We start from the raw sequence: 13,799 nt of genomic DNA, 5'->3' as shown, positions 1-13,799 counted from the left end.
CATCGCGCCCGCAATCGAAATCAACTCGGGGTCAGCCGCCGATCGCCTCCTCCAGGAACACCTGCACGGCCTGGAACAGGGCGCCGCGCTGCCGCTCCAGCATGATGCCATGGGTGCCGCCGCCGAGCAGCACCAGCCGCTTGCCGGGGCTGGCGGTCAGCAGCGGAAACAACGCCATGGCCATGGAGGGCGGCGTGTCCTGGTCCCACTCCGCCAGCACCACCAGGGTCGGCGCGGTGATCGCCGCCGGGTCGTAATAGGGCTTGCCGGCCTGCCAGAACTCCCGCGAATCCTGCAGCACGCCATTGGGGGCGCGCAGCACGGAGGGCACCTGCCGCATCCCCTCCGGGTCGGTCGCGAAGGTCGAATCGGCCCAGTGCTCGTACCAGCCGGCGGGGAAGAGGCGGCCGCGCTGCGCCTCCGGCACGCCGTTCATCCAGCGGGCGCGTGCCTGGGCGCGGGTCACGCTGCGGTAGGCGCCGAGCGGCCCCTCCCCCGCCGCGCCGGCGGCGGCGGGGGATGGCCCCTCGCGCAGCCATTGCGGCGCGTAGAGCACCAGCCGCTCCACCAGCGCCGGGTTGTCGGCGGCGAAGCGCGCCTGCAGGCTGCTGCCCCAGGACCAGCCCAGATGCACGATCTTCGGCAGGCCGCGCAGCTCGCGGATATGGGCGGCGGCGGCGGCGATGTCCTTCTGCGCCACCGCGCCGCGGGTCAGCGGCGGGTTGGCCTCGGGCGGCTGGCCCATCGCCGCCTCGCGCGTCGAGCGGCCGTAGTTGCGCAGGTCGAGGCACCAGACGTCGAAGCCGCGCCCGGCCATGTAGTCCATCCAGGACACGCCCCCCACCGCCAGGTCGAAGGTGGTGCTGGCCGGGTAGGTGGCGCCGTGCACGCAGAGGATGGTGCGGTCGGGCCGCGCCGGCGTGGCCGCCTCCGGCCGCTTGTTGCGGAGATAGAGCTGGATGCCCGGATCGCCGCCGGGAATCAGCATCTCGTCCATCGCCACGCCCGCGGGCTGCGCCGCGGCGGGCGCGGCGGCGAGGCCGAGCAGCGGCGGCGCGAGGAGCGGGGCGGCGAGCAGCGCGCGGCGTTGCATGGCGTTCTCCCGAAGCGGCCCGCCGGTTCGCGGGTCCTGGATTCGCCGCAGCCTAGAGCAGATCGCGCGGCTTCGGGAATGCCCCCTCAGCCGGCGGCCGGGGTGCCGCGCCGCTCGCTGGCGTAGTAGAGCAGCCCGAGCGACGGCAGGGCGAGGCCGATGCCGCTGGCGAGCGGCCAGCCGCCCGCGGCGTAGCTCCAGCCGCCCAGCGCCGAGCCGAGGGCGCCGCCCAGGAAGAAGGTGGCCATGTAGAGCCCGTTCAGCCGCGCCCGGTATTCCGCGCCGAGGGCGAAGATGACGCGCTGCCCCAGCACCACATTGGCCGAGACGCCGAAATCCAGCAGCACCGCCGCCGCCAGCAGCAGGCCGAGGCCCGTGCTCCCGCCCGGCGCGGCCAGGTGCGTCAGCGGGAAGGAGAGCGCGACCGCCAGCATGGCCAGCCCCGTGGCCGGGCGCACCCAGCCTCGGTCCGCCACCCGCCCCGCGATCGGCGCCGCCACCGCCCCCGCCACGCCGGCCAGCGCGAACAGCGCGATGCCCGATTGCGAGAAGCGGTATTCCGGCCCCGCCAGCAGCAGCGGCACCACCGTCCAGAACAGGCTGAAGGCGGAGAACAGCGAGGCCTGGTAGAGGGCGCGGCGGCGCAGCGTCGGGCTGCCGAGCGCCAGCCGGCCCATCGAGCGCAGCAGCGTGCCGTAGCGCAGCCCCGGCGCCGCGCCCGGCTCCCGGGGGTGGCGCGGCGGCATGGCCAGCCGCAGCACCAGGCCGAGCGCCAGCATCAGCCCCGCCGAGAGGGCGAAGACGGCGCGCCAGGACAGCCAGTCCGCCACCAGGCTGGCCACCGGGCGCGCCAGCATGATGCCGAGCAGCAGCCCGCTCATCACGTTGCCCACCACCTGGCCGCGCTTGCGCTCGGGCGCCAGATGCGCGGCATAGGGCACCAGGATCTGCACCGACACCGAGCCGAGGCCGATGACCAGGGAGGCGGCCAGGAACGCCGCAGGCTGCCCGGCCAGCGCCGCCCCCGCCAGTCCCAGCGCCCCCAGACCCATCACCGCGAGGGCGAGGCGCCGGTTCTCCAGCAGGTCCGCCACCGGCACCACCAGCAGCAGCCCGGCGCCGTAGCCGATCTGCGTCATCGTCACGATCAGCCCCGCCGCGCCGGGGCTGAGGCCGAGCTCGGCGGCGATCGGCCCGATCAGCGGCTGGGCGTAGTAGATGTTGGCGACGATCAGCCCGCAGGCGAGGGCCAGCAGCGAGGTCAGCCAGGCGGGCGCGCCGGCGGCGGGGAGGGACATGCGGGAATCAGGCTCCGGAGGCGGCAGGCGGGAGAAGCCGCATCCTGGCCCGCCTCCGCCCGCCTGTCCTGCTACCGCGGCGCATGGCTGTCCCCGCCCGCGAAAGCCCCCTCCGCGCCGCCCCGCGCGTCAGGACTGCTCGAAGCGCATGTCCAGCCAGGTGTGGATGGCTTGGTAGGCCTCCGCCTTCCGCGGGAAGATCCCCGTGTTGTAGAGGCAGACCAGCGTGCCCTGGGACATGTGCTTGATCGGCACCTCGTCCAGCGTCACGGCATGGCCGGCCTTCTCCAGCGCCGCCTGGACCGCGCCGCAGCGCCCGGCCACGGATTCGCCGGGTGGCACGAAGTCGTGCCGGTCGGTGAGGAAGCCCTCGGTGGTGAGCGTCTCCCCGGCCTGGCGGATGAACGCCTCGGTCAGCAGCGGGCTGTCGGTCATGGGAGCGCCTTTCCTCGTTCGCGCCTGCCCGGGGGCGGGCGCCTGTCGGGGGGCTAACGCGCCAGGAGGCCCCGAGCTTCAGGGGGGCTTCAGGGCGGTCTTCGGGGCGGGCTGCGGGCGGCGGGCGCCGCCAACACGGGATCGTCGCGAGCCAGGGCGCGCATCCTGCGCTAAAGGGCGCGGCATCATGCGAGAGAATCCGAAAGGGTCGCTGCCGCGCGCGGGATGGGCGCGGGAGCTGGGCGCCATGCTGGCGCTCGCCTGGCCGCTGGCCCTGACCAACCTGTCCCAGATCGCGCTGGTGCTGACCGACACGCTGTTCCTCGGCCGGCTGGGCGAGCTGCCGCTGGCCGCCGCCACGCTGGGCGGCAACCTCTATTTCATCGCCATGGCGCTGCCCTTCGGCCTGGCCTTCGCCACTGCCGCCATGCTGGCGCAGGAGCGTGGCCGGGTGCGCCACCACATGCGCGAGATGCGCCGCACCATGCGCCAGGGCGCCTGGCTGATCCTGCCGCTCTTCGCCGTGCTGGGGCTCGGGCTGTGGCACACGGGGGCCATCCTGCGCGCCACCGGCCAGGACCCGGCGCTGGCCGAGGCGGCACAGACCTACAACCGCGCCCTGCTGTGGGGGATGCTGCCCTTCTACGGCTTCCTGCTGCTGCGCGGCTTCCTGGCGGCGCTGGAGCGGCCCTGGCCGGCGCTCTGCGTCTCGATGGGCGCCATCGGGCTGAACGTGGTGCTGGACTACGCGCTGGTGGCGGGCGGCTTCGGCCTGCCGCCGCTCGGCGTGCTGGGCGCCGGCATCGCCAGCGCCGTGGCCAATGCCAGCATGTTCGCGGCGCTGGCGCTGTGGGTGTCGCTGGACCGGCGGCTCTCGCGCTTCCGCCTGGCCGGCCGCTTCTGGCGGGCCGACTGGCGGCGGATGCGCGAGATCATCGTCATCGGCACCCCTATCGCCGGCTCGATGCTGCTGGAGATCGGCATCTTCAGCGCCACCGCCCTGGTGATGGGCTGGTTCGGCCCCGGCGCCGTGGCGGCGCACGCGGTGGCGCTGCAGGTGGCGGGGGCGAGCTTCATGGTGCCCATGGGCATCGGCCAGGCGGCCACCGCGCGGGTGGGGCTGGCGGCCGGCGCGCTGGACGCGGCGGGCGCCCGGCGCGCGGGCTGGGCGGCCATCAGCCTCGGCGCCGGCTTCATGCTGCTGGCGGCGGCGCTGCTGCTGAGCGTGCCGCACGCCATCGCCGGGCTGTTCCTGGCGCCGGAGCTGGCCGAGACGCGGGGCCTCGCCACCACCCTGCTGATGGTGGCCGGGCTGTTCCAGCTGGCCGACGGGGTGCAGGCGGTGGCCGCCGGCGCGCTGCGCGGGCTGAAGGACACGCGCGTGCCGATGCTGATCGCCGCGCTGGGCTACTGGGGGCTGGGCCTGCCGATCGGCCTCGGCCTCGGCTTTCCGGGCGGCTTCGGGCCGCTCGGCGTCTGGATCGGGCTGGCCAGCGGGCTGGGCATCGTCGCCGTGCTGATGACGCTGCGCTGGGCGCGCCTGGCCGGCCCCGGCCACCCGGCCCGCCTTCCACACCCGGGCGACGGACAGAACAACAGAATCCTCTCAACTTCTGGACTGGAATTCATGGAAAAATAGCTTTTCTGTTGCCAGAATGCACCGGTCTCAGCAGGCCAGGAGCAGCAAGACCATGACGTTTCCCCCCAACGTCACCGACCGCATGCTCATCGCCGACCTCGTGGACCGGATCATCCACGAGGCGGACGATGTCTTCCCCGCCGAGGATGCGCGGCGGTTGCTGCGCCTCCTGCCGCCGCCGCCCCTCTGGCGGCAGGCCCTCGGCGCCTTCACCGGCGAGGATGACGCGGTGCAGGCCGGACCCTGGCGCCTGCGCCACGCCACCACCCCGCGTGATGCGCTGAAGGGCCGCATGGTGCTGGAGATCGGCCCCGCCTTGGCGGAGGAGGATGCGCCGGAAGGCGAGGTCGCCCTGCTGGTCTTCCAGCATGGCGAGCCGGTGCGGCTGCTGCGGCAGGTGCCGGAATCGGCCAGCTTCGGCACGCTGGTCGTCACCCGGCTGGACAGCCTGCCCTGGAAATCGCCCGGCCATTCCGCCGGCGGCCTGCCCGCCACCTGATTCCGGGCAGGCGGCGGATGGTCTAAAGCGGCGCGGACGCCTTGCCACAGGAGCCCGCGCCGATGCCCGATTCGCCCGCCCTGCCCCGTATCGCCTTCATCGGCACCGGCGGCACCATGGCCTCGCTCGGCCAGGATGCGCTGGACATCCAGGATTACGGCCGCCACGGCCTGGTGATGGACGCCGCCGCCATCCTCGCCCGCGTGCCGGAGCTGGCGCGGGTGGCGGAGGTCCTCCCGCGCCCCTACAGCGCCGTCATCTCCAGCCGCATCGGCTTCCGCGACTGGAAGGCCATCGCCGCGGAATGCCACCGCGCGGTGGCGGAGATCCCCGGCCTCGCCGGCATCGTCATCGGCCACGGCACCTCCACCATGGAGGAGACCGCCTATGCGCTGAACCTCGGCCTGAAGCTCGACCTGCCGGTGGTGATGGTGGGCGCCCAGCGCCCCGCCTCCGGCCTCTCCTCCGACATGCCGATGAACCTGCTGAACGCGGTGCGCGTGGCCGCCAGCCCGGAGGCGCGCGGCATGGGCGTGCTGCTGCTGCTCAACGACGAGATCCACGCCGCGCGCGAGGTCAGCAAGACCGCCACCTGGCGCATGCAGACCTTCCGCACCCCGGATTTCGGCGTGCTCGGCCAGGCGGATGCCGACCGGGTGGTGTTCTACCGCCGCCCGCTGCGCCGCGTGATGCCCGACACCGCCTTCGACCTCCGCGCCATCGACGCCCTGCCGCGCGTGGACATCGTCTATTCCCACGCCGATGCCGACGCCACGGCGATCCGCGCCTTCGTCGCCGCCGGGGCGCGCGGCATCGTCAGCGCCGGCTTCGCCCCCGGCGCCCCCACCCCGGCCGAGGCGGATGCGCTGGCCGAGGCGGTGGAGGCCGGCGTCGTGGTGGTGCAATCCACCCGCGTCGGCAGCGGCCGGGTGGTGCGCGGCGAGCGGATGACGCGGCAGGGCCTGCTCGCCGCCGACAACCTGACGCCGCAGAAGGCGCGCATCCTGCTCGCCCTGGCCCTGACCGTGACGCAGGACCCGGCCGAGATCATGCAGCTGTTCGACACCCACTGAGCCGCCGGGCGGCGGCACGCCCCGCCGCCCGCCATCTTCTTCTCGGGTGATACGACAACCCCCTTCCGCGCGCCCGGGCCGCCGCGATATCGTGGCGGCAACGAAAGGGAGGGGATGGTGCGCGACACCACCACGGCCGGCATGGATGCCGGCGCATTGTTCGCCGAGCTGGCGGCCGAGGAGGCCGCGCAGCCGGAGCCGGGCTTCGCCATGGCGCCGGAGGACTGGGCCGGCTTCGCCCTGTTCTGGGCCATGTCCGGCATCGTGTTCCTGCAGTTCTTCACCCGCTACATCCTGAACGACAGCCTCGCCTGGACCGAGGAGATCGCCAGCTACATGCTGATGGTCCTCACCTTCTGGGGCAGCGCTCTGGCGGCTCGGCGGGGCAGCCACATCGCGGTGGAGTTCCTGCTCGACGCGCTGCCGGCGGCGGCGCGGCGCTGGGCGCGGCTGGCGGTGGCCCTGGTGGCGGCCGGCTTCTTCGCGCTCTGCTGCGTGCTGTGCTGGCAGGTGGCGGAGGCCATGCTGTTCCAGCCCATGGTCGCCATCGAGGTGCCGCTGGCCTACGTCTATTACGGCATCCTGGGCGGGCTGGTGCTGACCACGCTGCGCACCGCGCTGCACGCCCTCGCCCGCTTCCGCGCCGGCGAGCCGGAGCACGCGCCCGATCCCTCTCTCGCGGCGGTGAAGCTGTGACGGCGCTCCTCTTCCTCTCCTTCTGCGGGCTGCTGCTGGTCGGCGTGCCGGTGGCGGTGGCGCTGGGCGGCGCCTCCCTGGCCTATGTCTGGGCCGAGGGCGCGCTGCCGCCGCTGGTGGTGCTGCACCGCATGGCCAGCGGGGTGGAAAGCTTCCCCCTGCTCGCCATCCCCTTCTTCATCATGGCCGGCAGCCTGATGAACTCGGCCGGCATCACCGAGCGCATCTACGGCTTCGCGGTGGCGCTGGTGGGCTGGGCGCGCGGCGGGCTCGGCCAGGTGAACGTGGTGGGCAGCGTCATCTTCGCCGGCATGTCCGGCACGGCGGTGGCCGATGCGGGCGGCATCGGCAACATCGAGATCAAGGCGATGCAGGACCACAAATACCCCCTGCCCTTCGCCGTCGGCCTCACCGGCGCCTCCTCCACCATCGGGCCGATCATCCCGCCCAGCCTGCCGATGGTGATCTTCGGCGTCATGGCCAACGCCTCGATCGGCCAGCTCTTCGCCGCCGGGCTGATCCCCGGCCTGTTCATGGCGCTGGTGCTGATGGTGTGGGTGGCGGTGGAGGCGCGGCGCAAGAACTTCCCGCGCGACGCCGCCTTCTCCCTCCCCCGCCTCGGCCACAGCTTCCGGCGCGCCTTCCTGCCGCTGATGACGCCGGTGCTGCTGGTGGGCGGCATGACCACCGGCGCCTTCACCCCCACCGAGGCCGCCATCGCCGCCACCTTCTACGCGCTGTTCCTCGGCACGGTGGTCTACCGCACGCTGAGCTGGAAGGCCTTCCTGCGCGTCAGCATGGAGACGGTGGAGACCACGGCGGTGGTGCTGCTGATCGTGGCCGGCGCCAGCATCTTCGGCTGGCTGGTCACCACCACCCGGATCACCGACGGCGTGGCGGAGTTCGTCCTCTCCATCACCCGGGAGAAGTGGCTGGTTCTGCTGCTGGTGAACGTCTTCCTGCTGTTCATCGGCTGCTTCCTGGAGACCATCGCCGCCATCACCATCCTGGTGCCGGTGCTGCTGCCGCTGATGACGCAGATCGGCGTGGACCCGGTGCATTTCGGCATCATCATGGTGCTGAACCTGATGATCGGGCTGCTGACGCCGCCGGTGGGGATGGTGCTGTTCATCCTGGCCCGCGTCTCGGGCCTCAGCTTCGAGCAGACGACGCGGGCGACGGCGCCCTTCCTGATCCCGCTGTTCTTCTGCCTGGGCCTGGTGACCTTCTGGGAGCCGCTCTCGATGTGGCTGCCCACGCTGATGTACCGCTGAGGCAGCGGCGAAAAAAAAGCCGGGGGAATTCCTTCCCCCGGCCTTCCCGGCTTTCTCAGCTCCGTATTTTCAGCAATGCCCCGGCAGCGGCTCCAGGCTCTGCATGGCGGCGTCCACGGCGAAGTCGCCGAAATCCATCTTCATCTCGTCGGCCACGCCATTGGCGTAGTAGCGCAGCCCCACCTCGTATTCCGGGGCGCTGGCGCCGGCCGCCGCATCCTTGCCGAAGAAGGCGATGCGCATCCGCGCGCTGGCCTGCCCCGCCATCAGCGGGAAGCGCGGCTCGGCGGGGGCGGGCGTCCAGGAGGAGAGCAGCGTGGTGCTGTCCTGCGCGCCTTCCTCGCTGGTGCCGTCGAAGAGCGGCGTCACCAGCATGCGCTGGCCGGCACGCGCCATCTCCAGCGTGCGGATGGTGTGCGCCATGGGCAGCAGCGTGCCGGGCGGCAGGCTCGCCTGGCTGGCGCTGGGCGCCTCGTAGGTCACGGTGCCGCCCTTGCCGCCCGGCTCCAGTTCCGCCTCGCCGCTGATGCGCTGGGTCACGGCGCCCTGGGCGGTCTGGGTCAGGGTGAAGCGCAGGCGCCGGCCGTCCTTGCTCTCCCAGGTGGAGTAGTCGGAGGCGGTCTCGACCGTCTGGCCGGCGCGGTCGGCCACCACGAGCTGCAGGCGCTGGCGGGTGGTCCAGCCGTCGCAGGCATCCATCACCTCGAACAGCATGGCGCCCTCGGCCTGGATCACCTCGCTGCCCTGGCGGGCGCGGTCCAGCGTCAGGCGGTAGGCGGCGCGGTGCGGCGCCATCTCCAGCACGGCCTTGCCGGGCTCCGGCCTGGCGGCCTCGGGCCGGGCGGGCGCGGCGGGGGCCTGGGCGGCGCCCGGCCAGGACGGCCCTGCGGCACCCAGGGCCGCCAGCAGGGCCAGGGCGGGGAGGGATCGGGGTCCGGCCAGGAAATCGCGCAGGCGCATCGGGTAATCCTTCTCGGGGTCCGGGCCGGGGTGTGGCCCGTGGCGCGCGGGGCGGAACCCCCGCCCCGCGCGCCCGTCCGGCAGAGTTAGGAAGCCTTGGGCCCGGCCGCACCCTTGGCGGGCGGCAGATCGAGCTTGATGGAGAGTTCTTTAAGCCGCGCCGGCTCCACCGCCGCGGGCGCGCCCATCATCAGGTCCTGCCCCTGCTGGTTCAGCGGGAACAGGATGACCTCGCGGATGTTCGGCTCGTCGGCCAGCAGCATCACCATGCGGTCGATGCCGGGGGCGGAGCCGCCATGCGGCGGCGCGCCGTAGCGGAAGGCGTTCAACATGCCGCCGAACCGCGCCTCGACATCCTGCGCCGTGTAGCCGGCGATCTCGAAGGCGCGCACCATGATGTCCGGGCGGTGGTTGCGGATGGCGCCCGAGGACAGCTCGATGCCGTTGCAGACGATGTCGTACTGGAAGGCCTTGATCTCCAGCGGGTCCATCGTGTTCAGCGCCTCGAGCCCCCCCTGCGGCATGGAGAAGGGGTTGTGGCTGAAGTCGATCTGCTTCGTTTCCTCGTTCAGCTCGTACATCGGGAAGTCGACGATCCAGCAGAAGCGGAACTCGCCCTGCTCGATCAGCCCCAGCTCCTCGCCGAGCTTCGTCCGCACCTTGCCGGCGAATTTCGGCGTCTCGTCGCGCTTGCCGGCGGCGAAGAACACGGCGTCCCCCGCCTTCAGCCCGCAGGCGGCGCGGATCGCCTCGACGCGCTCGGCCTCCAGGTTCTTGGCGATCGGCCCCTTCGGGCCTTCCTCGGCGAACTGGATGTAGCCGAGGCCGCCGGCGCCCTCGGCGCGGGCCCACTCGTTCAGCTTGTCGAAGAAGCCGCGCGGGTTGCCCGCCGCGCCCGGCGCCGGGATGGCGCGGACGATGCCGCCCGCCGCCACCACCTTGCTGAACAGGCCGAAGCCGGACTCACGGAAACTCTCCGTGACGTCGGTGATCTTCAGCGGGTTGCGAAGGTCCGGCTTGTCGGAGCCGTAGTCGAGCATGGCGGTGTCGTAGGCGATGCGCGGGAAGGGCGCGGGCGTCACCTTGCGCCCCCCCCCGAACTCGTTGAACACGCCCTCCATCACCGGCTCGATCGCCGCGAAGACGTCCTCCTGGGTGACGAAGCTCATCTCGAAGTCGAGCTGGTAGAACTCGCCCGGGGAGCGGTCGGCGCGGCTGGCCTCGTCGCGGAAGCAGGGGGCGATCTGGAAGTAGCGGTCGAAGCCCGCCACCATCGCCAGCTGCTTGAACTGCTGCGGCGCCTGCGGCAGCGCGTAGAAGGTGCCGGGGTGGTTGCGCGAGGGCACCAGGAAGTCCCGCGCGCCTTCGGGGCTGCTCGCCGTCAGGATCGGCGTCTGGAACTCGGTGAAGCCCTGCTCGATCATCCGCCGCCGGATGCTGGCGATGACGCCGGCGCGCAGCATGATGTTGCGGTGCTGCTTCTCCCGCCGCAGGTCGAGGAAGCGGTAGCGCAGCCGCAGCTCCTCGGGGAATTCCTGCTCGCCCGCCACCTGGATCGGCAGCACCTCGGCCGCGGACTGCACCTCGAGCGCCTTCACGCGCAGCTCGATGGCGCCGGTCGGCAGCTTGTCGTTCACCGTGCCCGCCTCGCGCGCCACCACCTCGCCGGTGACGGTGACGACGCTCTCGGGGCGGATCGCATCGGCGGCCGCGAACACGTCGGAGCCGGCGGGGATGACGCACTGCGTCAGGCCGTAATGGTCGCGCAGGTCGATGAAGAGCAGGCCGCCATGGTCGCGCTTGCGGTGCACCCAGCCGGAGAGGCGGGCGGTCTGCCCCGCGTCGCTGGCGCGCAGCGCGCCGCAGGTATGGGTGCGGTAGGCGTGCATCGTGAAAAACCCCGAGGCTCGGACGGAAAGGGCCGCAGAAGGGGCGCCGGAGGCCCCCATGTCAAGGGCGGAGCGCATCCCCGGCCCACCCGGGCGCCGGTTTCCGCGCCTCCGCCCCGCCTCTTCGCCCGCCTCATCCGGGGGGCAGGCTTTGCGGCTTGCCCCGGCTTCGCTAGAACACTCCAACGATGAGCCGACGCACCCAGGCGCAGGACGCCGATCCGATCCTGATCACGACCACCGAGGATCTCGCCGCGCTATGCGACCGGCTGCGGCGCGAGCCGTTCGTCACGGTCGATACCGAGTTCATGCGGGAGAGGACCTATTGGCCCGAGCTGTGCGTGGTGCAGCTCGGCGGCGCCGAGGAGGTGGCGGTGATCGATGCCCAGGCGGAGGGGCTCGACCTCGCCCCGCTGGGCGAGCTGTTCGCCGACCCCGCGGTGACCAAGGTGTTCCATGCCGCCCGGCAGGATGTGGAAATCTGCATCCTGCGCTTCGGCGCCCCCCCTCGCCCGCTCTTCGACACCCAGGTGGCCGCCATGGTGGCCGGCTTCGGCGACCAGGCGAGCTATGACAGCCTGGTGCGGGCGCTCGCCGGCGCGCAGATCGACAAGGCCCACCGCTTCTCCGACTGGGCCGCCCGCCCCCTCTCCGCCGCCCAGATCAACTACGCCGCGGCCGACGTGACCCATCTCCGCCGCGTCTACACCGCCCTCGTCGAGCGCCTGACCGAGGAAGGCCGCCTCTCCTGGGTGGCCGAGGAGATGGCGGAGCTGACCGACCCCGCCACCTACCGCCAGGACCCCGAGACGGCGTGGGAGCGCCTCAAGCCGCGCTCCGGCAACCGCCGCTTCCTCGCCGCCGTGCGCGCCGCCGCCGCCTGGCGGGAGCGCGAGGCGCAGCGCGTCAACATCCCGCGCCAGCGCCTGGTGCGGGACGAGACGCTGCTGGAGATCGCCGCCACCAGCCCCAGCACGGCGGCCGAGCTGTCCCGCGCGCGGGGGATCAGCAAGGGCTTCGCCGACGGCAAGACCGGCGCCGGCCTGCTGGCCGCCCTGGCCACGGCGCGCGAGCTGCCCGAATCGGCCCTGCCCGAGCCGGCGCGCGACGCCCGCCAGGGCCCGCCCGCCTCGCCGGCGCTGATCGCGCTGCTGAAGGTGCTGCTGGCCGCCAAGGCGGAGGAGCACCATGTCGCCCCCCGCCTGATCGCCAGCGCCGACGAGCTGGAACGGCTGGCCACCGAGGCCGAGCCGCAGATCCCCGCTTTGCATGGCTGGCGGCGGCAGATCTTCGGCCAGGCGGCGCTGGCGCTGAAGGGCGGCCGGCTGGCCCTCGGCGTCGAGGGCCGCAAGGTCAAGCTGATCCAGAGCTGACCGGAGGGCGGGCGTCGCGCCGGAGGGCGCGCCAGGGGCGGGCCGCTCAGCCCGCCGGCGCCACCTGCACGGCGGCGGACAGGCCCAGCGTGGCGGCCAGCGCCTCCACCCGGCGCTGCACGGAATCGCCGGCGAAGACGCCGCCCCCCTCCACCAGCCGCAGGGTCAGCGTGCCGTCCTGCACGGCCAGGGTGGCGCCGGCCAGCAGGCCCGGCGTGCCGCCCGAGAGGGTGTAGGCCAGCCGCAGCGCCGCCCCCAGCACCTCCGCCCGGCGCAGCGTGGCGGAGTCGAGCAGCATGCGGGCGGTGCCGAGCCAGCTGGCGTCGAGTTCCGGCTCGTAGCGCAGCGCCACCACCAGGGCGAGGAAGGCGCGCTCATGGTGGTCCAGCCCGATGCCGGGCTGGCGCAGCACGCGCAGGAAGCTCTGCTCGGCGCGGTAGTCCGGGTGGTCGTGGCTGCCGATGTCGGAGAGCCAGCAGGCGGCCTGGCGCAGCGCCGCGGCATCCGGCGTCTCGGGCGCGAAGAGCGGCGCCGTCCAGGTGGAGAGGGCGGCGGGCAGCGCCGTGTCGCGGCCATAGCGCGCGGCCATCTCGCGGCCGGCGGCCAGCAGCGGGTCCTCCCGCCGCACCTCGGGGGGCAGCTGGCGGGCATACCAGCCCTCGCGCAGCCCGTTGGCGCTGAACACCACGCGGCGGGCGCCGGTGGCGCGCAGCAGCCGGCGCAGCGCCACGGCGGCGAAGGGCAAATCCTGCAGCCGCTTGGAGGGGGCGCCGGGCAGCCGCTCCAGCGTGCGGCGGGTGGCGGTCATCAGCACGGCGCAGAGGTCGCGCGCCTCCTCCCGCCGCAGCACGTAGTGGTGCACGATGGAGAGCGGATAGGCGGTCTGGGCGATGTGGATCTTGGCCAGCGCCCGCCAGGCGCCGCCGACGAGGTAGAGGTCGCGGTCCTTGCCATGCGCCAGCCAGGGCAGCCGCGCCAGCTCGGCCTCGGCGATGGCGCGGGCGCGGGCCACCTCGCCCCCCGCCCGGTCGGCCAGGCGGATGGCGCCGAGCGGCAGCGAATCGGTGGCGCCGGCGCGGCCCTGGCTCAGCTCCACCAGTTCCAGCGAGCCGCCGCCGAGATCGCCCAGGATGCCGTCCGCCTGCGGGAAGCCGAGCAGCACGCCATCGGCCGAGAAGGCGGCCTCCTCCTCCCCCTCCAGGATGCGGATGGGCACGCCCGGCATCCGCTCCGCCAGCGCGGCGGCGAAGGCGGGGCCGTTCTCGGCGTCGCGCACCGCGGCGGTGGCGAGCACCTCCAGCGGCGCGGCGCCCATGGCGCGGGCGATGGCGTGGTAGCGCTCCAGCACCGTCAGCGCCTGGGGCACCGCCTCCTCGTTCAGCCTGCCGGTGGTCTGCAGGCCACGGCCGAGGCCGAGCACCGCCTTCTCGTTGAAAATGGCGAGCGGGTTGCGCCCGCGCCCCTCGAACACCACGAGGCGCACCGAGTTGGAGCCGAGGTCGACGATGCCGGCCCGTGGGGGATGGGCGAGATCAAGGCCGGCATGGCGGTCGGGAAGGTCCAAGCGGGG

At 73.2% G+C, this 13,799-nt stretch carries 12 protein-coding genes; 6 read left to right on the top strand and 6 right to left on the bottom strand.

Features of this window, described 5'->3' with window-relative positions:
• Positions 1-31: 31 nt before the first annotated feature.
• The 3 genes from CR165_RS08675 to CR165_RS08665 form a co-directional block, all read right to left on the bottom strand.
• Positions 32-1,093, bottom strand: a complete 1,062-nt coding sequence (locus tag CR165_RS08675; protein WP_109516573.1) for an alpha/beta hydrolase — start codon at positions 1,091-1,093, stop codon at positions 32-34.
• An 86-nt stretch (positions 1,094-1,179) separates the two neighbouring features.
• Positions 1,180-2,391 (bottom strand): MFS transporter, encoded by a 1,212-nt coding sequence (locus CR165_RS08670; RefSeq protein WP_109516572.1) that lies wholly within the window; start codon positions 2,389-2,391, stop codon positions 1,180-1,182.
• 129 nt (positions 2,392-2,520) lie between these two features.
• A complete protein-coding gene (locus tag CR165_RS08665) occupies positions 2,521-2,826 on the bottom strand; it encodes a hypothetical protein (RefSeq protein ID WP_109516571.1) in 306 nt (101 codons plus the stop codon).
• A gap of 187 nt (positions 2,827-3,013) precedes the next feature.
• On the opposite strand from CR165_RS08665, the gene CR165_RS08660 reads away from it, so the two are divergent.
• From CR165_RS08660 to CR165_RS08640, 5 genes are all read left to right on the top strand, one after another.
• Positions 3,014-4,465, top strand: a complete 1,452-nt coding sequence (locus CR165_RS08660; RefSeq protein ID WP_245906274.1) for an MATE family efflux transporter — start codon at positions 3,014-3,016, stop codon at positions 4,463-4,465.
• A 52-nt stretch (positions 4,466-4,517) separates the two neighbouring features.
• Entirely contained in the window at positions 4,518-4,964 is a 447-nt protein-coding gene (locus CR165_RS08655) for a hypothetical protein (RefSeq protein ID WP_109516569.1), read from the top strand.
• A 62-nt stretch (positions 4,965-5,026) separates the two neighbouring features.
• The gene (locus tag CR165_RS08650) at positions 5,027-6,037 is read left to right on the top strand and encodes an asparaginase (RefSeq protein WP_109516568.1); all 1,011 of its coding nucleotides are present in this window, start codon (positions 5,027-5,029) and stop codon (positions 6,035-6,037) included.
• A 117-nt stretch (positions 6,038-6,154) separates the two neighbouring features.
• Positions 6,155-6,733 (top strand): TRAP transporter small permease, encoded by a 579-nt coding sequence (locus CR165_RS08645; RefSeq protein ID WP_181378065.1) that lies wholly within the window; start codon positions 6,155-6,157, stop codon positions 6,731-6,733.
• Positions 6,730-8,007 (top strand): TRAP transporter large permease, encoded by a 1,278-nt coding sequence (locus CR165_RS08640; RefSeq protein WP_109516566.1) that lies wholly within the window; start codon positions 6,730-6,732, stop codon positions 8,005-8,007. The genes CR165_RS08645 and CR165_RS08640 overlap by 4 nt, the downstream gene beginning before the upstream one ends.
• A gap of 69 nt (positions 8,008-8,076) precedes the next feature.
• On the opposite strand, the gene CR165_RS08635 is transcribed toward CR165_RS08640, so the two are convergent.
• Both CR165_RS08635 and aspS read right to left on the bottom strand, forming a co-directional pair.
• Positions 8,077-8,967: an EipB family protein gene (locus tag CR165_RS08635; protein ID WP_109516565.1), complete on the bottom strand. Its 891-nt coding sequence runs from the start codon at positions 8,965-8,967 to the stop codon at positions 8,077-8,079.
• Between the two features lie 86 nt (positions 8,968-9,053).
• Positions 9,054-10,856: an aspartate--tRNA ligase gene (gene aspS, locus CR165_RS08630; protein WP_109516564.1), complete on the bottom strand. Its 1,803-nt coding sequence runs from the start codon at positions 10,854-10,856 to the stop codon at positions 9,054-9,056.
• Positions 10,857-11,044: 188 nt separating this feature from the next.
• Here aspS and rnd point away from each other — a divergent pair, with 188 nt between their 5' ends.
• Positions 11,045-12,229: a ribonuclease D gene (gene rnd / locus CR165_RS08625; RefSeq protein WP_109516563.1), complete on the top strand. Its 1,185-nt coding sequence runs from the start codon at positions 11,045-11,047 to the stop codon at positions 12,227-12,229.
• Between the two features lie 46 nt (positions 12,230-12,275).
• Here the strand turns inward: rnd and CR165_RS08620 are convergent, their stop codons facing one another.
• A complete protein-coding gene (locus CR165_RS08620; RefSeq protein WP_245906272.1) occupies positions 12,276-13,793 on the bottom strand; it encodes a Ppx/GppA phosphatase family protein in 1,518 nt (505 codons plus the stop codon).
• Positions 13,794-13,799: the final 6 nt, after the last annotated feature.

The sequence above is a fragment of the Teichococcus aestuarii genome (genome assembly GCF_003116135.1).
Lineage (GTDB): Bacteria > Pseudomonadota > Alphaproteobacteria > Acetobacterales > Acetobacteraceae > Pseudoroseomonas > Pseudoroseomonas aestuarii.
This window is presented reverse-complemented; position numbering and strand designations above follow the sequence as displayed.